The organism is Ferrovibrio sp. GW821-FHT12E11 (assembly GCF_058806975.1).
Map to the genome: position 1 here is coordinate 1,757,922 of NZ_JBXAQG010000001.1, position 17,367 is coordinate 1,775,288.

The window sequence follows — 17,367 nt, forward strand, 5'->3', positions numbered from 1 at the left end:
ATACTGTCGGCCATGCAGGTGATCCGGCACAGCTCTGACCTCGGCCAGTGGGAGATGGCATTCGCGCCGCCCGCCGCCTTGCTGCGCCCCTTTGTCGATATCTTTGCCGGCTATGACGAGCGCGGCACCCGCTTCACCCGCCGCCACGAACTGCCCACCGTCCAGGCGGTGCTGATCGTCAATCTCGGCACGCCGATCACCGTGATCGATACCGACGGCCACAGCATCCGGGTCGGTTGTGGCGCGGGCTTCGGCGGCGGCCTGAGCGATGCCTATGCCATCTCGGAATCCGACGGCAGCCAGCGCGGCGTCCAGGTCATGTTCACGCCGCAGGGCGCGCGCCGCTTCTTCGGCGTCCCGCTGCATTTGCTGACCAACCGGGTCTTCGATCTCGCCGACCTGCTGGGTCCGGCCGAGGCGCAGCGCCTGATCGAGGGCCTGCAGGCCGCCAACAGCTGGAGCGCCGGCTTCCGCCTGCTGGCAGAGGTCATTGCCCGCCGGGTGATGGCAGCGCCGGATTTCGATCTCGCCGGTGCGCGCGAAACCGCCTGGGCGTTGCGCCAGCTGCAGCAGAGCCATGGCCGGCTCACCATTGCGGCGCTGGCCACCGAGCTCAGTTGCAGCCGCAAGCATCTGGCCGCGCGGTTCCGCGAGCATGTCGGCCTGACGCCGAAATCCACCGCCCGCATCCTGCGCTTCCGCCAGGTGCTGGACTTGATCGATGCGGCGCCGGCGAACTGGAGCGCCATCGCACAAGCCGCAGGCTATTTCGACCAGGCGCATTTCGGCAACGACTTCCGCCGCCTCACCGGCCGCAGCCCGGGCGAATACCTGGCCGAACGCCTGCCCGGACAGAACGGCCTCGCCGTCGGCTGAAACCGGTTACATTTTTCCAATACGACATTCCCGGCCCCGCCTATCCTCCCCGCCAGATCAACGGAGAGGACCATGACCCAGCGCCCTGATATCTATCCCTTCCTGCAGTACAGCGACGCCAAAGCCGCCATCGCCTGGCTGGAACAGGCCTTCGGCTTCCGCAGCCTGATGGCGCATCCCGACGAGACCGGCGGCATCGCCCATGCCGAACTGCAGCTCGGCAACGGCATGGTGATGCTGGGCAGCCTGAAATCGGACGGCCCGTTCGCGATGAAGACGCCCGGGCAGGCCGGCGGCATCACCCAGGGTGTCTATATCGTGGTGGCGGAGATCGACGCGCTGTTCGCCCGCGCAAAGGCGGCCGGTGCCGAGATCGTCTGGGGCATCCGCGACACCGAATACGGCTCGCGCGATTTCTCGGCCCGCGACGCGGAAGGCCATCTGTGGAGCTTCGGTACCTACCGGCCGGATTTCCCGAAGGATTAAACTTTCTTCATCTGGAGGGGCGAGCCAAGACTTCGCCGCATTCTACGGGGTATGGTCGCGGCGCCGGTCGATCCGGCGCTGCTGTCGCCCCGGAGCCTCCTCATGCCGCAATTCACCGCCTTCTGCCGCGCCTTCTGGTCGCTGGCCAAACCCTATTTCAACGATCCGAAAGAACGTGTGGCCGCCTGGGGCCTGCTGGCCGTAATCGTGATCCTGAATCTCGGCAGCGTGGGTCTGAGCGTCTGGTTCAACCAGTGGTACAACGATTTTTACAATGCCCTGCAGGAAAAGGATTACGAGAGCTTCAAGACCCTGCTGCTGTATTTCAGCGGTGTGGCGCTGGCCTTCATCGTGGTTGCCGTCTACCGGCTGTACCTGCAGTCGCTGCTGCAGATCCGCTGGCGCCGCTGGCTGACTGAACACTGGATGGCCGACTGGCTGGCCGACAAGCATTATTACCACATGCAGATGGCCGGCCTGGATACCGACAACCCCGACCAGCGCATTGCCGAAGACCTGCGGCTGTTCCCCGCCTATTCGCTGACACTGACACTCGGACTGATGAATGCCGTGGTTACACTGGTGTCCTTCCTCGGCATCCTGTGGTCGCTGTCAGGCGATTTCAGCTTCACGCTGGGCGGCCACGAGATCAGCATTCCCGGCTACATGGTCTGGGCCGCCATCCTCTATGCCGCCATCGGCACCGGCCTGACCCATCTGATCGGCCGGCCGCTGGTGAAGCTGAATTTCGACAAGCAGCGCGTGGAAGCCGATTTCCGCTTCCATCTGGTGCGCGTGCGCGAACATGCCGAGGGCATCGCCTTCCAGCATGGCGAAACTGTTGAGCAGGCCGGACTGCTGGGCCGCTTCCGCGCGGTCTATGACAACTTCTATGCCATCATGCTGAAGACCAAGCAGCTGACTTGGTTCACCAGCGGCTATGCCCAACTGGCGCTGATCTTCCCCTTCGTGGTCGGTGCGCCGCGATACTTCAGCGGCGCCATCCAGCTTGGCGGCTTGATGCAGATCGTCTCCGCCTTCGGCCAGGTGCAGGAGGCACTCAGCTACCTGATCAGCTCCTACAGCGAGATCGCCGAATGGCGCGCGGTGATCGATCGCCTCACCGGCTTCCGCGACGGCCTGGAGAAAGCCAGAACGCTCGGCAGCCAGTCGGACGTCAGCGTCGCGCGTACGGGTGACCGCCTTGCCGTCGAAACGCTCCGCCTCGACCTGCCGACCGGCAAGCCGCTGATGCAGGTGAGCGGCCTGGCCCTCGACGCCGGCGACAGCCTGCTGGTCGGCGGTAAATCCGGCACCGGCAAGACCACCCTGTTGCGCGCCATCGCCGGCCTCTGGCCCTTCGGCCATGGCAGCCTGAAACGGCCGGCCGATGCCGACAGCCTGTTCCTGCCGCAAAAACCCTATCTGCCGCTCGGCAGCTTACGCGCCGCCCTGGCCTATCCGCGCGACCCGGCGAGCTTCACCGATGCCGATTACCGCGCGGCGCTGGAAGCGCTCGATCTCGCCAAGCTGGCGCCGCGCCTGGACGAAGATGCGCACTGGCACCAGCAGCTGTCGGGCGGCGAGCAGCAGCGCGTGCAGTTCGCCCGCGCCCTGCTGCTGAAACCGAAATGGCTGTATCTGGACGAGGCGACCTCGGCGCTGGATGAAGCCACCGAAGCCAAGGCCCTGGCCGCATTGCGCGCGCATCTGCCGGAAACCGCCGTGCTCAGCATCGGTCATCGCCCGGCCCTGCAGCAGTTCCACAAGCAACATGTGATGCTGGAGCCGGCCGCCGATGGCGGTCCGGCGCGGCTGGCAATCAGCTAAAACGGGAACCACCCTCGGGACAAGCCCGAGGGTGACGTCCTGATTATGGTTGGGACTTATCGCCCCCAGGGCCGGCGACGGCGCGCCGTGCCCGAGGTCGGCACCGAACTGCTGCCGCGTACCGGCGCGGAGGCCGCCGGCGCAGCGGCAAAGGCGGTCTGCTCGTACGAACGGCTACCGCCACCACGAACGCTGGCCGCCAGTTCCATCAGAGCGGCAACGCGGTTCTCGGTGCTGGGATGCGTGGAGAACAGGCTGTCCATGCCGCGGCCATGCAGCGGGTTGATGATGAACATATGCGCGGTGGCCGGATTGCCCTCCGCGCGCTCGTTGGGCACGCGTTCCACTGTGCCGCTGATGCGCTGCAGGGCCGAAGCCAGACCATGCGGATTGCCACTGATCTCGGCACCCATGCGGTCGGCGGCGTATTCGCGGCTGCGGCTGATCGCCATCTGCACCACCATGGCGGCAATCGGCGCCAGGATCATGATGGCGATGCTGCCGATCATGCCTAAGCCGCTGCGGTTGCCTTCAGAGTCGCGGCTGCCGCCGAAGAACATGGCGAAATTCGCCAGCATACCGATGGCGCCCGCCAGCGTCGCCGTGATCGTCATGATCAGCGTGTCGCGGTTCTTCACATGCGCCAGCTCATGCGCCATCACGCCTTCGATTTCCTCGCGGTTCAAGCTGTGCAAAAGCCCGGTGGTGGCGGCCACGGCGGCATTCTCCGGATTGCGGCCGGTGGCAAAGGCGTTGGGCTGGTCGTTGTCCATCACATAGACGCGCGGCATCGGCAGACCGGCGCGCTGCGCCAGCGTCTGCACCAGGCCGTAGAATTCCGGCGCGGTGGCGGCATCCACCTCGCGCGCGCCATACATGGACAGCACCATCCGGTCGCTGTTCCAGTAGGCGAACAGGTTCATCGCCGCGGCGAGCGCGAGCGCGATCAGCATGCCGGCCTCGCCGCCGATCAGGAAGCCGACCGCACCGAACAGCGCCGTCATGGCGGCCAGTAACAGACCCGTCTTCATGTAATTCATGGTCTTCACCCTCGTTTTCGCGGCCGGCACGCCTGCCATAGCTGTTCAGCCGGCCCGCACCGCTATATTTAAGATCGCAACCCGTCTCTGCAAGAAGCGTTGCCATGGCCGACGATCCAAACCAACCCGCCGATACCGTGCCCTCCCTAGATGGCGTGGCCCAGGATGCCCGCCCGATCGACCCGAAGACCGGCAAGCCGCTGGCGCCGGCCAAACCGGCGATCAAGCTGACCCAGGCGCCCGGCGAGGAAGACGGCCCCAAGGGCCCCGAGCCCACCCGCTACGGCGACTGGGAACGCAAGGGCATCGTTTCCGACTTCTGAGGCCGATTTAGGAGCCGATTGCGCCGGAATTGCGGCGGCACAGCCGCCCTGCACGGCTTGCATGGCCTTTGGCCTTGCCTATACTCCGGCCCGATTTTCCTACCCTTTCCAATCAGGAGTGCGCCCGATGAGCGGCAGCAAGCATGGCAGCGTCAAGAAGGTGGTTCTGGCCTATTCCGGCGGCCTGGATACCTCGGTGATCCTGAAATGGCTGCAGGAGACCTATGGCTGCGAGGTGGTGACCTTCACCGCCGATCTGGGCCAGGGCGAGGAGCTGGAGCCGGCGCGCAAGAAGGCCGAGATGTTCGGCGTGAAGCAGATCTTCATCGAGGATGTGCGCGAGGAATTCGTGCGCGACTTCGTCTTCCCGATGTTCCGCGCCAATGCGATGTATGAGGGCCTCTACCTGCTCGGCACCTCCATCGCGCGCCCGCTGATAGCCAAGCGCCAGATCGAGATCGCCCGCGAAGTCGGCGCCGATGCGGTCTGCCATGGCGCCACCGGCAAGGGCAACGACCAGGTGCGCTTCGAACTCGGCTACTATGCGCTCAACCCGTCGATCAAGGTGATCGCGCCCTGGCGCGAATGGGACCTGACCTCGCGCACCACGCTGATCGACTTCGCCGAGAAGCACCAGATTCCGATCGCCAAGGACAAGCGCGGCGAAGCGCCCTTCTCGGTCGATGCCAACCTGCTGCACATCTCGGCCGAAGGCAAAGTGCTGGAAGACCCCTGGGTGGAAGCGCCCGACTATGTCTATTCGCGCACTGTCGACCCCGAGAAAGCCCCGGACAAGCCGGAATATATCGAGGTCGAATTCAAGACCGGCGATGCGATTGCCGTGAACGGTGAAAAGCTGTCGCCCGCCGCGCTGCTGACCAAGCTGAACGAGCTCGGCGGCAAGCATGGCATCGGCCGTCTCGACCTGCTGGAAAACCGCTTCGTCGGCATGAAGAGCCGCGGCATCTACGAGACGCCCGGCGGCACCATCCTGCATATGGCTCATCGCGGCATCGAGCAGGTGACGCTGGATCGCGGTGCGGCGCATCTGAAGGACGAGATCATGCCGCGCTATGCCGAGCTGATCTACAACGGCTTCTGGTTCTCGCCCGAGCGCGAGATGCTGCAGGCCCTGATCGACAAGAGCCAGCAGAATGTCGAAGGCGCCGTGCGCCTCAAGCTCTACAAGGGCTCGGTCAGCGTGGTCGGCCGCAAGTCGCCCAAGTCCCTCTACTCGCTGGCCCATGTGACCTTCGAGGAAGATTCGGTCTACGACCAGAAGGACGCCGCCGGCTTCATCAAGCTGAATGCGCTGCGGCTCCGCCTGCTCAACCGGCAGAAGAATTAACGGTTAAGCTGCGTTTCGACGGTTTTTGCCGGAAAGGCGGGCTTTTCAGCCCGCCTTTTTCTTTGGGCATCGCATTCTTGTCACGCAAGGCCACAGTCTGGTCGCAACCCAACCACCTGTTTTGCCTCTAGGTTTTTCATCAGCACGACCCTGAAGAGGGGCCGCAGCTTCCGGATCCTCCGGACTGCTCCCGTAGAAGACAGGAGACTTGCCATGATGACGACCATCCAGCGCGTGACCCCGGCCACCGCCTATCGTCGCACCACCAAAGCCAACGAACGCTATATGGAAGAGCGCCTGTGGCAGCGCGCGCTCAGCCGCCTGGAAGGCCCGGTGCAGGAAACACGGTCGGCCCCGCAGCCGAAGAAGCGGTCCTTCCGCCAGGTGCTTGGCACCCTGCGCGATGGTCTCGGCCGCTACGTCGATATCTACGCGTAAACCCTACAGGCCCCGCAGGCGCGCCAGCTTGTCGGGGTTGCGCATGATGAAGACGTTGCGCACAACGCCCCCTGACTCGCCGGGCACGATATCCAGCGCCAGCGCCAGATACGGCATATCGCCATCGAACAGCACCCAGCCAGGCTGGCCGTTCACCATTGCGAAGACCCGCCGGATGCCCGCCGGCAGCTTGTGCGAAATCCCCACGAAGAACCGCGTCACCTTGTCGGCGCCATGAATCACGTTCAGCGCCGCGCTGGCCTTGCCGCCGCCATCCGACCACAGCATGGCATCCTCGGCCAGCAGGCCGGCGAACATCGCCGTATCGCCGGCTTTGGTCGCGGCCGAGAATTTTTTCGCCAGCTGCTGCGCCGCCGCTGAATCGGCTGAGAAACGCGGGCGCGCTTCCTTGAGATGCTTCTGCGCGCGGCTGACCAGCTGGCGGCAGGAGGCCTCGCTCTTTTTCAGCGCCAGGGCGATCTGCGGGTAGTCGTAATCGAAGGCCTCGCGCAGCAGATAGGCGGCGCGCTCGGCCGGCGTCAGACGTTCCAGCACCACCAGCATGGCCATCGACAGATCGTCGGCCATCTCGGCCTCGGCCTCGGCGCCCGGGGCGGTGTCGGCGATGCTGACCTCCAGAGGCCCAGTGACTATTGGTTCTGGCAGCCAGATGCCGGGATAGGTCGCGCGCTCGGCCTTGGCGGCGCGCAGGCGGTCGATGCAGAGCCGGGTGCAGGCGGTGACCAGCCAGGCCTCCGGTACCTGCACCGCCGTGGTGTCGGTGCGATGCCAGCTGATATAGGTGTCCTGCACGGCATCCTCGGCATCGCTCACGCTGCCCAGCATGCGATAGGCCAGGCCGAACAGGCGCTTGCGATGCTGCTCGAAGAGGGCGGCCTTGTCGGTCATCGGGGTCTCCTGCCTCCAGAATACCCCTTAGACGGCCGACCCACCCACCTTGTGACTTCCCCGAAAAGGCCGGACTCTCGACACCGGAAACGGCCAGGGCGATCTTCAGCCGGAACGGGCGATTCTCTGAAATAAAATGTTGATTTATTTCAATAAGTTGCGAGATTCTCTGCGCCGGCTGCGGAAAGACGGTGTGGTATGCTCGTCCTCAGCTCTGGGGGCGCAGGATTCAGAAGCCTCTTTCGTATAAGAAAACAAACGGCTGATAACCCGCAAACCATGACACGCATCCCCTTCCTGCTCTCCGTCACTATCGTTGCTGCCGCCCTTGCCGGCGGCGGCTGGTGGTACTGGTCGGCCCGTGCCGATACCAAGCCGGCCTTCCGCACCCAGACCGTGGCGCTCGGCAATGTGGAAGACACCGTGTCCGCCGTCGGCACCCTGCAGCCGCTGAACTACGTCGATGTCGGCACCCAGGTCTCGGGCCAGCTGAAGATGATCTACGTGGATTTCGGCCAGCGCGTCGAACAGGGTACGCTGCTGGCGCAGATCGATCCCACCATCTACGAGGCCCGCGTCGCCGCCGACCAGGCCAACCTGCTGGCGCTGCGCGCGCAGAAATCCGACAAGCAGGTGCAGCTCGGCCTCGCCGACCGCCAGTTCGAGCGCCAGAAGAACCTGCTGGCCGGCCGCGCCACCAGTCAGGACGCCTATGACAGCGCCGAGGCCGGCCGCAAGTCGCTGGTCGCGCAGATCGCCGTGCTCGACGCCCAGATCCAGCAGGGCGAGTCGACCCTGCGGTCCGACACCGCCAGCCTGAGCTACACCAAGATTTTCGCGCCGATGACCGGCACCGTGGTGGATATCACCGCGCGCCAGGGCCAGACGCTGAATGCCAACCAGTCGGCGCCGATCGTGCTGCGCATCGCCGACCTCGATACCATGACGGTGAAGACCCAGGTGTCGGAAGCCGATGTGCCCAGGCTAAATGTCGGCATGCCGGCCTATTTCACCACGCTGGGCAAACCCGACAAGCGCCGCGAAGGCCGCCTGCGCCAGATCCTGCCGACCCCGGAAGTCGTCAACAATGTTGTGCTGTACTCCGCGCTGTTCGATGTCGCCAACCCCGAGAACGATCTGCTGACCCAGATGAGCGCGCAGGTCTTCTTCGTCATCTCGAAGGCCGAGAACCTGCCGGTGGTGCCGATGGCAGCGCTGCGCCCGCTGCCCAATGACAGGAACCGCTATGGCCTGCGCGTGCTGGAGAACGGCGCGCCGGTGCGCCGCGTGGTCGATGTGGCCGCCAGCAACCGCGTCAATGCCGCCATCAGCAACGGCGTGAAGGTGGGCGACGAAGTGGTGATCGACGTCGCCGCGGCGAAACCGCCGCCCGGCGCCCCGCCGCGCACGCCGCGGCTCTGACCGCACAGGTCCATAATGAACGTGATGGCTCCAGGCAACGAAACGCGCACGGCGAACCAGCCGGCGCCGATCATCGCCTTGCGCGACCTCCGCAAGACCTTCTATCGCGGCAGCCTGGCGGTCGAGGTGCTGCATGGCGTATCGCTGGACATCTATCCCGGCGAATTCGTCGCCATCATGGGCGCGTCCGGCTCGGGCAAGTCGACCCTGATGAACCTGGTCGGCCTGCTCGACCGGCCGACCAGCGGCAGCTACCGCTTCGACGGCGCGGAAGTCGCGCCGCTGGAGGCCGATGCGCGCGCGCTGCTGCGCCGGGAAGCCTTCGGTTTCATCTTCCAGCAATACAATCTGCTGCCGAGCGAAAGCGCCACCGCCAATGTGGAGATGCCGGCGATCTATGCCGGCTTGTCGCGCGCCAAACGCACCGCCCGCGCCCAGCAGTTGCTGGGTATGCTGGGCCTGGCTGATCGTATGGACCACCGGCCGACCCAGTTGTCGGGCGGCCAGCAGCAGCGCGTCTCGATTGCCCGCGCGCTGATGAATGGCGGTGCCGTGATCCTGGCCGACGAACCGACCGGTGCGCTGGACAGCAAAAGCGGTGCCGAGGTGATGCATCTGCTGCATGACCTCAATGCCCAGGGCCATACCATCCTTCTGATCACCCACGATCATGAAGTTGCCGCCCAGGCCAACCGCATCATCGAACTGAAAGACGGCCATATCATCGCCGATCATGCGGTGGAGCATGACCCGCCGGCTGTAGCGCCCGCCACGCCCAAGCAGCCGTCGCGTCAGCGCAACCGCGCCTTTGCCATGTTCGACGCGCTGGAAGCTGGCCGCATGGCCCTGCAGGCCCTGCACAGCAACCTGCTGCGTACGCTCCTCACCCTGCTGGGCATCATCATCGGTGTTGCCTCGGTGGTGGCCATGCTGGCGATTGGCGACGGCGCCAAGCAGCAGGTTCTGGACCGCATCACTGCCATGGGCACCAACCTGCTGCTGGTGCGGCCGGGCGCGCCCAATATCCGCCCGACCGGTGTCACGGCTACGCTGATCGCAGAAGATGCCGAAGCCATCAGTGCGGAGCTTCACAACATCCTCGCCGCCGTGCCGGAATATGCCAGCAATGTCACCGTGCGCGCCAACGGTCGCGACTATGTCACCCAGGTGAACGCCACCACCGCGCCCTTCCCGCAGGCACGCGAATGGCCCGTAGCCGAGGGCATCTTTTTCTCGGACTCGGATGTGAAATCCTACCTGCCGGTGGCGGTGATCGGCCAGACCATCGTCAACAACCTGTTCGAAGGCACCGACCCCATCGGCAAATACGTGCTGCTGAACAATATTCCCTTCCAGGTCATCGGCATCATGACACCCAAGGGCGCCACCCCCTGGGGCGCCGACCAGGACGACGTGATCTACGTGCCGCTCAGCACCGGCATGCTGCGGTTGTTCGGCCAGCGCTATGTGCGCACCATCACAGTCCAGGTGCAGGATGTGACGCGGATCAATGACACCCAGGAAGAAATCCGCCAGCTTCTGATGGCCCGCCACCGGACCGAGGATTTCCAGATCCGGAACATGGCGTCCATCATCGAAACCGCCATGGAAACCCAGAACACCCTCACCATCCTGCTGGGCTCGATTGCCGCCATCTCGCTGCTGGTCGGCGGCATCGGCGTCATGAACATCATGCTGGTCAGCGTCACCGAGCGGACCCGCGAGATCGGCGTGCGCATGGCCACGGGCGCGCGGCGGTTCAACATCATGATGCAGTTCAATGCCGAGGCTCTGGCCATCTGCACGCTGGGCGGCCTGATCGGCGTGGCGCTCGGCCTGGGTACCACCTGGCTGTTCGCCTGGTTCGGCCGGCCGGTGATCTTCTCGCCCGAGCCGGTGCTGCTCGCCTTCTTCTGCGCCTTCGCCACCGGCCTGCTGTTCGGCTACCTGCCGGCGCGCAAGGCCGCCGACCTCGATCCCGTCGTCGCGCTGGCCGCGGAATAACCAACGGAACCACGATCCATGCGTCTTCTCACCTCCACTGCGGCTGTCGCGCTGCTCTCGGTCTCGCTCGGCGCCTGCTCGATGGTGCCGGAGTATTTCCGTCCCAAGGTCGAGGCGCCCGCCGCCTGGGACAGCCGGCAGGATGCCGTCAATGTCTGGCCGGAAGCCGACTGGTGGACCGGCTTCGGCAGCCGCGAACTCGATGGCCTGATCGCCAGCGCCCGCGAGAACAACACCGACCTGCGCGCCGCCGTCGCCCGCATCCGCCAGGCCGAGGCGCAGGCCAAGATTTCCGGGGCCGCGCTCTATCCCACCGTTGGACTCGATGCCGATGCCAGCCGCACCCGCACCGGCCGCCAGACCTCGTCGAGCACCAGCAGCAGCACAACCACCAGCTCTGCCAATGCCCGTCGCGATGCGATCATCCGCAACAGCTTCAGCGGCAACCTCACCGTGGGCTACCAGGTCGACCTGTTCGGCGCCAATTCGGCCACCGCCGAAGCGGCCATCGCCCGCCTCGATTCCAGCCGCTTCGACCGCGAGACCGTGGCGATCACGCTCTATGCCGACATCGCCAACACCTATTTCCAGCTGCTGTCGCTACGTGACCGCATCCGCCTGGCCAATGACACGCTGAATTCCGCCCAGGGCGTGCTCGAACTGCTGCAGACCCAGCGCGCCAACGGCATCATCACCGATTACGAAGTGGCGCAGCAGCGTTCCAGCGTTGCCACCCAGCGCGCCACCGTGGCGGCGCTGGAACAGACCGAACGGCAGTCGCTGGATGCGTTGGCCGTGCTGCTGGGCCGCAATCCGCAGGGCTTCCGCGTCGAGGGCCGCTCGATGGCCGGCCTGTCGCTGCCGCGCGTCGCGGCTGGCCTGCCCTCCGAGCTGCTGCTGCGCCGGCCCGACCTGCGCAAGGCCGAAACCGACCTGAAGGCGGCCAATTTCGACATCGGCGCCGCCCGCGCCGCACGCTTCCCCAGCCTGGACCTGACCGGCCGCGCCGGCACCAGCTCAGACCAGCTGCGCTACCTGTTCGATCCCGGCACCATGATCTATTCGATTGCCGCCGGCCTGACCGCGCCGATCTTCCAGGGCGGCCGTCTGGAGGGGGGCGAGGAACTGTCGCGCGCCCGTAAGGACGAACTGATCGAATCCTATCGCGGCGCCATCCTGAGCGCCTTCCGCGATACAGAAGACGCCCTGGGTGCCACGGTGAATACCGGCCGCCAGTATGGCTTCGCCTCGGAAGCCTACGAGCAGGCCAACGACGCCTATCGCATCGTGGAGATGCGCTATCGCGCCGGCACGGTGGGCTTCCTCGACCTGCTGGATGCCCAGCGCTCGGTCTTCTCGGCCAATGATTCGATGGTGCAGGCCTCGCTCAGCCGGCTTGGCGCCAGCGTCGATCTCTACAAGGCGCTCGGCGGCGGCTGGGATGGCAGCGTGATCGGTCCGCTCGCGCAAAAGGATTGACAGCCCGGGACGCAGATTCAAAAATCGACAAAGACCGCGGCGACGCGGTCTTTTCGTTTCTGGGGCATGCCATGCGTATTCTCGTGACCGGATCCTCGGGCTGGCTCGGCCAGACCCTGGTGCCACGCCTGCACCGCGATGGCCATACCGTCATCGGCCTCGATCCGGTCTCCGGACCGACCACACAGATCGCCGGTTCGATCGTCGACCGCGAGCTGGTCTTCCGCACGATGCGCGATCACGCCATCGAAGCGGTGATCCATGCCGGCGCCTTGCACAAGCCCAGCATCGCCACCCATGACAACACTGCTTTCGTCGCCGTCAACGTGCAGGGCACGCTGAATCTTCTAGAAGCGGCAGTGGCTCCCGGTTCGACTGTTAGCCGTTTCGTCTTCACCTCCACCACCTCGCTGATGATCTCGCGTGAAATCCGCGCTGGTGTGGATGGCGGCGCGGCAAAGGCGGTGTGGATCGACGAAGGCATGGCGCCGCTGCTGCCGCGCAACATCTATGGCGTGACCAAGCTGTCGGCCGAGCATCTCTGCCGCATGATGCATGAACAGCATGGCTTGCCGGTGGTTATCCTGCGCACGGCGCGCTTTTTCCCCGAAGACGACGACATGTCCCATGCCATCGCCCAGTCGGAGCCCAACACCAAGGCCAACGAGTTCCTGTTCCGCCGCCTGACCGTGGAGGACGCGGCCGAGGCCCATGTCGCCGCATTGGCCAGGGCCCCGGAACTCGGTTTCGACACTTTCATCCTTTGCGCACCGACGCCATTCCGGCCGGAAGACTGTGAAGATCTGGTTCGTGATGCGCCGGCGGTGGTGGCGCGCTATTTCCCGCAGTATTACGCGCTCTATGACCGGCGTGGCTGGACCATGTTCGCCACCATCGACCGTGTCTACGATTCGGGCCGCGCAGCACGGCGGCTCGGCTTCACCTGCCGCACCGGTTTCGCGGAAATCCTGGCCGGACTTAGGCCGTCGCCGCCGGTCTGAGTCGACGCAGGCCGAGCAGCACGCCGCCGATCACCAGTACAATCGCTGCCGTCTCGTGCAACTGCGGCAGGCGCTGCTCCAGCGCGAAGGCGTAGAGCAGTGCGAATACCGTCTCCGACACGATCAGCTGGCCGGCCAGGGCGACCGGCAGGTTGCGGCTGGCGATATTCCACAGCCAGGCCGAAACCCAGGCCGAACCGATGCCGGTGGCAATCGCCATCGCCGCCAGCCGGATCCAGGCTCCGGTTTCTGCCAGCGGCGGCAGCGTCTCGGCGCTGAATGGCAGGACCAGCAGCAGCACCGGCATGCCGACCAGGGTCATCACGCCGGTCAGCGAGGCCCAGTCGCGCGCGCCGATCTGCGGATGCCGCGCCAGGTAGCGCGCATTGGCCACCGCATAGTAATTCCACAGCGTCAGCGCGCCGATGGCGCAGAGCAGGCCGAGCGGATCGGGCCAGGACGCCAGGCCAGCCAGCGCCGGCTGCTGGATCAGCGCCAGACCGGCGGCAATCAGGATCAGGGCCGGCGCGATCCGCCGCAGCATCGTGGCGTCGCGCCAGGCGCCGGTCAGCGGCACCGTGATCGGCAGGCAGCCGATGATCAGCGCCGCCAGCGCCGCGCCGATGCGCTGCACGGCAAAGATCAGCAGCAGGAAATACAGCAGGCTGCTGCTCATGCTGAACAGCAAAAGCGCCACGCCATGCTGACGCAGCAGGGCCATCAGCGGCGCCCGCGCCACCAGCAGCAGACCCAGCGAGAGTCCGCCATAGGCAATGTAACGGGCGATGCTGATGCCCACGGCGCCGAAATCCGGCGCCATATGCGGCGCGATGAAGGTGAGGCCCCAGAGCGCGCCGGCGGCAATGCCGGCCGCCACGCCCGCCGCATGGGATGGATGCGTCATCGGGCTGGTATACTCTGGCCTGCCTGTCGCTTCAACCGGTATAATGGTTAGATAAACCCATGGCCTATCTCTACCTGAGCATCGCGATCCTGGCCGAAGTGATCGGCACCAGCCTGCTGAAGGCATCCGAGCAGTTCACCCGGCTGTGGCCCAGCATCGGCGTGGTGATCGTCTATAGCCTGTCGTTCTATTGCCTGTCGCTGGCGCTGCGCAGCATTCCGGTCGGCGTCACCTACGCCATCTGGTCCGGCATCGGCATTGTGCTGATCGCCATCATCGGCTGGGTGATATTCGGACAGGTGCTGGATGCCGCCGCCATTGCCGGCTGCGGCCTGATCCTGGCCGGCGTTCTGGTCATCAACCTGTTTTCGAAGACGGCCGGGCATTGAGGCTGGCAATGCTGCGATCGGGCTGGCCCTGCGCCGCCTGCAGCAGCCAGTCGGCCTGCATGGCCCAGCAGGAGCGCGGCATGTCGCGTTTGAAGAAGCCGAAATGGCCGATGCGTGCCAGGCCCCAGTCGCGCGGCGCCACATGCAGGCGTTCGATCTCGGCATTGGGATAATAGTCGACCAGCTTGTCGACGCCCTTCTTCGGGCCGAAATCCAGATCGTCCGCGAAACTGATCAGGCGCATCGGTGCGCGCACAGCATGATTGTAGGGCCGCAATGGCAGGCCGGCATCGTCGACCAGGTAATGCGGCGAGCAGCACCAGCGCCGCCAGTCGCGCGCCGCCGCACCCGGCAGGGTCTGGCCGCCGAGCCACCAGCCCGGTAGTCGGTCGAGCAGGCCGACGACGAGAGGAAAAGCCACATACCATGACAGCGCCAGCTTGACCTGCTGCAGCGGCGACCAGTTGCGCCAGTAGCCATGCTGCGCGGCGATGGCCAGCACGGCGGCGATCTCGCCGGCCTGCGGCATCAGGCCGAGCATCTGGCCGCCGAAGGAATGGCAGACCATCGCCCGCCGCGCACCGGGCAGGCGTGTCGTCAGGAAGTCGGCGGCCGCCGGGATGTCGCGCCGGCCCCAGTCGAGCATGCGCGGCGGCGGCGCGGCCGCACTGCGCGGCGAGTCGGCGATGCCGCGGTAATCGAAGGTCAGCACGGTGAAGCCACGGCCGCCGAGATAGGCAGCAAAGGCTTCGTAATAGCGGCGCGCCACGCCCGTGGCGCCGTTGATCTGTACGGTGACGCCGTTGGACTGCGCCGGCTGTATCAGCGTGCCGGCCAGCTTCTGGCCATCGTGAACGGGAATCGTAACAGCAGTCAGTGTCATCTGCGGTGTGTTCATGGCGCGCAGACTGCTGCGCCGGTTCGCCCGCAGCAATGACCCTGTTGGGTCATTGCCGCAGAGGCCGCGCGATTCGCGCTGGCTTTACAAACCGGCGCTCACGCCGCCTGCATGGCACGCGTGCCGGCGGCCTGCAGCAGCCAGTCGGCCTGCTCGGCCCAGCGCGCCGGCGGCATGGCGCGTTTGAAGAACCCGAAATGACCGATGCGCGGCAGGCCCCAGTCGGCCGGCGACACATGATGGCGCTCGATGCGGGCGCGCGGATAGTAGCCGGCGAGCGCATCGACGCCGCGCCGCGGCCCGAACTTGTTATCGTCGGCGAAGCTGATCAGACGCATCGGCGCGGTGATGCGGTCGTTGTAAGGCCGCATGGCCTTGCCGGCATCGTCGACCAGATACTGCGGCGACCTGCACCAGCGCGCCCAGTCCAGCGCCACGCCGCGCGGCAGGTCTTCGCTGCCCAGCACCGCGCCCGGCAGCTTGCCGGTGAGCGCCACCAGGGCCGGCACCAGCACATACCACCAGAGCGGCAGGTAGAGCTGATGCGACAGCGGCCAGTTGCGCCAGTAGCCCTGCTGCGAGCCAACGGTGATCACGGCGGCGATCTCGCCGGCCTGTGGCATCAGGCCCAGCACCTGGCCGCCGAAGGAATGGCAGACATAGGTGCGTTTCATGCCCGGCGCCTGCTGCGCCAGCGCATCGGCGGCGGCCGGCACATCCTTGATCGCCCAGTCGAGCATGCGCGGCGGCGGTGCGCCGGTCGAGCGGGCGGAGTCGCCGATGCCGCGATAGTCGAAGGTCAGAACGGTGAAACCGCGCGCCGCCTGGAAGGCCGCGTAAGACTCGTAATAGCGTCGCGGCACGCCGGTGGCGCCATTGATCTGCAGGCTCAGGCCATTGGCCTGCGCCGGTTCAAACAGCGTGCCGGCCAGGGTCTGGCCGTCGGCGCAGAGGATGGTGATCTCGGTCTTGCTCATGGCGCGACGATAAAAAGCTGCTCCGCCTTCGGCAAACGCAAAGCCCGGGGGCTTCAGGTGAATATGATTCACCTGCCCTTGCGGCGCGCGACGGGATTCGCTTTCGGCCCCTGGCCCTTCATCGAAAGCTCGGCCTGCTGCATCAGTTCGAGCAGCCAGCCGCGCAGGGCCTGCAGGGCCGGCTTGTCGGCCTCGGCCCGGCGGCAGACCAGCCAGTAGCCGAAATCGACCGGCAGCATCGGCGCAAACGGCATCAATAGCCGCCCGGCCTGCAGCTTCGGCCCGATCAGCGGCGCCAGGCCGAGCGCCACGCCGAGCCCGTTCTCGGCCGCATCGAGCGCCTGGCTGACGCTGTCGACCCAGACCTCGCGTTTGGGTTTGAGCGAGGCCAGACCGGCCGCCTGCAGCCAGCTGGTCCAGCTGTCGGGGAACTGGGTGAAATGGATCAGCGTCGCCTCGCGCAGGTCGCGCGGCTGTTTCAGCCCGGCCTTCACCAGCTTCGGCGCGCAGACCGGCGCCATGCTCAAGGTCGTGAGCTTGGTGGCAGCCAGGCCGGGCCAGCGGCCATGGCCGTAACGCACGGCGGCATCCACGGCGTCGCGGGCGAAATCGGCATTGCGCGTGCTGGATTCCACATAGAGCCGCAGGCCCGGCTGGCGGTTCAGGAAGTCTTCCAGATGCGGGATGATCCAGGTGGTGGCGAAATGCGGCACCGCCGAGAGCCGCAGCTCTTCCACCTGCCGCGGCTGGCCGAGGCGCAGACTGGCCTGCGCCACCTGGTCGAAGGCGCGCCGCACGGTGCCGAAATAATCCTGCCCGGCCTCGGTCAGGCGGATCTCGCGGTTGAGCCGGCGGAACAGGGCCAGTCCCAGATGCTGTTCCAGCTGCTTGACCCGGTGGCTGATCGCCGAGGGCGTGAGATTGAGTTCGGCAGCCGCCGCCTTGAAGCTGGTCGCACGGGCGGCAGCATCGAAGGCTTCGAGGGCAAGCAGCGGCGGCAGACGTTTTCCCATGCCTCCAGATTAGGACGATTCAGCCGAATG

Annotated in this window: 17 protein-coding genes; 11 read left to right on the plus strand and 6 right to left on the minus strand. The window is 65.9% G+C overall.

Annotated elements, in window-relative coordinates; genetic code table 11:
- The first annotated feature begins 12 nt into the window (after window positions 1-12).
- From AC1ROT_RS08695 to AC1ROT_RS08705, 3 genes are all read left to right on the plus strand, one after another.
- A complete protein-coding gene (locus AC1ROT_RS08695; protein ID WP_492998452.1) occupies window positions 13-876 on the plus strand; it encodes a helix-turn-helix domain-containing protein in 864 nt (287 codons plus the stop codon).
- A gap of 72 nt (window positions 877-948) precedes the next feature.
- Complete coding sequence (locus AC1ROT_RS08700; RefSeq protein ID WP_492998453.1) at window positions 949-1,362, plus strand: VOC family protein; 414 nt, start codon at window positions 949-951, stop codon at window positions 1,360-1,362.
- A gap of 102 nt (window positions 1,363-1,464) precedes the next feature.
- A complete protein-coding gene (locus AC1ROT_RS08705) occupies window positions 1,465-3,192 on the plus strand; it encodes an ABC transporter ATP-binding protein/permease (protein ID WP_492998454.1) in 1,728 nt (575 codons plus the stop codon).
- Between the two features lie 56 nt (window positions 3,193-3,248).
- Here the strand turns inward: AC1ROT_RS08705 and htpX are convergent, their stop codons facing one another.
- Window positions 3,249-4,232 carry a zinc metalloprotease HtpX gene (gene htpX, locus AC1ROT_RS08710; protein WP_492972604.1) on the minus strand — a complete coding sequence of 328 codons (984 nt, stop codon included), beginning with the start codon at window positions 4,230-4,232 and terminating at the stop codon, window positions 3,249-3,251.
- Window positions 4,233-4,336: 104 nt separating this feature from the next.
- On the opposite strand from htpX, the gene AC1ROT_RS08715 reads away from it, so the two are divergent.
- The 3 genes from AC1ROT_RS08715 (at window position 4,337) to AC1ROT_RS08725 (ending at window position 6,341) form a co-directional block, all read left to right on the plus strand.
- Window positions 4,337-4,555 (plus strand): succinate dehydrogenase assembly factor 4, encoded by a 219-nt coding sequence (locus AC1ROT_RS08715; protein ID WP_492972603.1) that lies wholly within the window; start codon window positions 4,337-4,339, stop codon window positions 4,553-4,555.
- A 127-nt stretch (window positions 4,556-4,682) separates the two neighbouring features.
- Window positions 4,683-5,903, plus strand: coding sequence for an argininosuccinate synthase (locus AC1ROT_RS08720; protein WP_492998456.1), 1,221 nt, complete (start codon window positions 4,683-4,685; stop codon window positions 5,901-5,903).
- 213 nt (window positions 5,904-6,116) lie between these two features.
- Entirely contained in the window at window positions 6,117-6,341 is a 225-nt protein-coding gene (locus tag AC1ROT_RS08725; protein WP_492972601.1) for a hypothetical protein, read from the plus strand.
- A 3-nt stretch (window positions 6,342-6,344) separates the two neighbouring features.
- Here AC1ROT_RS08725 and sigJ read toward each other — a convergent pair whose 3' ends face one another.
- Entirely contained in the window at window positions 6,345-7,250 is a 906-nt protein-coding gene (gene sigJ / locus AC1ROT_RS08730) for an RNA polymerase sigma factor SigJ (RefSeq protein WP_492998457.1), read from the minus strand.
- A gap of 279 nt (window positions 7,251-7,529) precedes the next feature.
- On the opposite strand from sigJ, the gene AC1ROT_RS08735 reads away from it, so the two are divergent.
- The 4 genes from AC1ROT_RS08735 to AC1ROT_RS08750 all read left to right on the plus strand — a co-directional run bounded on the left by AC1ROT_RS08735 (window position 7,530) and on the right by AC1ROT_RS08750 (window position 13,156).
- On the plus strand, window positions 7,530-8,672 hold the full coding sequence (locus AC1ROT_RS08735) for an efflux RND transporter periplasmic adaptor subunit (protein WP_492998459.1): 1,143 nt from the start codon (window positions 7,530-7,532) through the stop codon (window positions 8,670-8,672).
- Between the two features lie 24 nt (window positions 8,673-8,696).
- A complete protein-coding gene (locus AC1ROT_RS08740) occupies window positions 8,697-10,676 on the plus strand; it encodes a MacB family efflux pump subunit (protein ID WP_493001145.1) in 1,980 nt (659 codons plus the stop codon).
- A gap of 18 nt (window positions 10,677-10,694) precedes the next feature.
- Complete coding sequence (locus AC1ROT_RS08745) at window positions 10,695-12,155, plus strand: efflux transporter outer membrane subunit (RefSeq protein WP_492998461.1); 1,461 nt, start codon at window positions 10,695-10,697, stop codon at window positions 12,153-12,155.
- Window positions 12,156-12,226: 71 nt separating this feature from the next.
- A complete protein-coding gene (locus AC1ROT_RS08750; RefSeq protein WP_492998463.1) occupies window positions 12,227-13,156 on the plus strand; it encodes an NAD-dependent epimerase/dehydratase family protein in 930 nt (309 codons plus the stop codon).
- On the opposite strand, the gene AC1ROT_RS08755 is transcribed toward AC1ROT_RS08750, so the two are convergent.
- Window positions 13,134-14,060, minus strand: coding sequence for a DMT family transporter (locus AC1ROT_RS08755; RefSeq protein WP_492972596.1), 927 nt, complete (start codon window positions 14,058-14,060; stop codon window positions 13,134-13,136). The two genes, AC1ROT_RS08750 and AC1ROT_RS08755, sit on opposite strands and share 23 nt — an antisense overlap.
- A 59-nt stretch (window positions 14,061-14,119) precedes the next feature.
- On the opposite strand from AC1ROT_RS08755, the gene AC1ROT_RS08760 reads away from it, so the two are divergent.
- On the plus strand, window positions 14,120-14,449 hold the full coding sequence (locus AC1ROT_RS08760; protein ID WP_492972595.1) for an SMR family transporter: 330 nt from the start codon (window positions 14,120-14,122) through the stop codon (window positions 14,447-14,449).
- Here the strand turns inward: AC1ROT_RS08760 and AC1ROT_RS08765 are convergent.
- From AC1ROT_RS08765 to gcvA, 3 genes are all read right to left on the minus strand, one after another.
- Complete coding sequence (locus AC1ROT_RS08765) at window positions 14,418-15,347, minus strand: alpha/beta hydrolase family protein (protein ID WP_492998465.1); 930 nt, start codon at window positions 15,345-15,347, stop codon at window positions 14,418-14,420. The two genes, AC1ROT_RS08760 and AC1ROT_RS08765, sit on opposite strands and share 32 nt — an antisense overlap.
- Window positions 15,348-15,445: 98 nt before the next feature.
- A complete protein-coding gene (locus AC1ROT_RS08770) occupies window positions 15,446-16,324 on the minus strand; it encodes an alpha/beta hydrolase family protein (protein WP_492998467.1) in 879 nt (292 codons plus the stop codon).
- Between the two features lie 68 nt (window positions 16,325-16,392).
- Complete coding sequence (gene gcvA, locus AC1ROT_RS08775; RefSeq protein ID WP_492998468.1) at window positions 16,393-17,337, minus strand: transcriptional regulator GcvA; 945 nt, start codon at window positions 17,335-17,337, stop codon at window positions 16,393-16,395.
- Window positions 17,338-17,367: the final 30 nt, after the last annotated feature.

What these genes read in the sequence shown, in the direction of transcription:
- AC1ROT_RS08695 (WP_492998452.1), top strand. Translation starts at nt 13, where the DNA reads ATGCAGGTGATCCGGCACAGCTCTGACCTCGGCCAGTGGGAGATGGCA.
- AC1ROT_RS08700 (WP_492998453.1), top strand. Translation starts at nt 949, where the DNA reads ATGACCCAGCGCCCTGATATCTATCCCTTCCTGCAGTACAGCGACGCC.
- AC1ROT_RS08705 (WP_492998454.1), top strand. Translation starts at nt 1,465, where the DNA reads ATGCCGCAATTCACCGCCTTCTGCCGCGCCTTCTGGTCGCTGGCCAAA.
- htpX (WP_492972604.1), bottom strand. Translation starts at nt 4,232, where the DNA reads ATGAATTACATGAAGACGGGTCTGTTACTGGCCGCCATGACGGCGCTG.
- AC1ROT_RS08715 (WP_492972603.1), top strand. Translation starts at nt 4,337, where the DNA reads ATGGCCGACGATCCAAACCAACCCGCCGATACCGTGCCCTCCCTAGAT.
- AC1ROT_RS08720 (WP_492998456.1), top strand. Translation starts at nt 4,683, where the DNA reads ATGAGCGGCAGCAAGCATGGCAGCGTCAAGAAGGTGGTTCTGGCCTAT.
- AC1ROT_RS08725 (WP_492972601.1), top strand. Translation starts at nt 6,117, where the DNA reads ATGATGACGACCATCCAGCGCGTGACCCCGGCCACCGCCTATCGTCGC.
- sigJ (WP_492998457.1), bottom strand. Translation starts at nt 7,250, where the DNA reads ATGACCGACAAGGCCGCCCTCTTCGAGCAGCATCGCAAGCGCCTGTTC.
- AC1ROT_RS08735 (WP_492998459.1), top strand. Translation starts at nt 7,530, where the DNA reads ATGACACGCATCCCCTTCCTGCTCTCCGTCACTATCGTTGCTGCCGCC.
- AC1ROT_RS08740 (WP_493001145.1), top strand. Translation starts at nt 8,697, where the DNA reads ATGGCTCCAGGCAACGAAACGCGCACGGCGAACCAGCCGGCGCCGATC.
- AC1ROT_RS08745 (WP_492998461.1), top strand. Translation starts at nt 10,695, where the DNA reads ATGCGTCTTCTCACCTCCACTGCGGCTGTCGCGCTGCTCTCGGTCTCG.
- AC1ROT_RS08750 (WP_492998463.1), top strand. Translation starts at nt 12,227, where the DNA reads ATGCGTATTCTCGTGACCGGATCCTCGGGCTGGCTCGGCCAGACCCTG.
- AC1ROT_RS08755 (WP_492972596.1), bottom strand. Translation starts at nt 14,060, where the DNA reads ATGACGCATCCATCCCATGCGGCGGGCGTGGCGGCCGGCATTGCCGCC.
- AC1ROT_RS08760 (WP_492972595.1), top strand. Translation starts at nt 14,120, where the DNA reads ATGGCCTATCTCTACCTGAGCATCGCGATCCTGGCCGAAGTGATCGGC.
- AC1ROT_RS08765 (WP_492998465.1), bottom strand. Translation starts at nt 15,347, where the DNA reads ATGAACACACCGCAGATGACACTGACTGCTGTTACGATTCCCGTTCAC.
- AC1ROT_RS08770 (WP_492998467.1), bottom strand. Translation starts at nt 16,324, where the DNA reads ATGAGCAAGACCGAGATCACCATCCTCTGCGCCGACGGCCAGACCCTG.
- gcvA (WP_492998468.1), bottom strand. Translation starts at nt 17,337, where the DNA reads ATGGGAAAACGTCTGCCGCCGCTGCTTGCCCTCGAAGCCTTCGATGCT.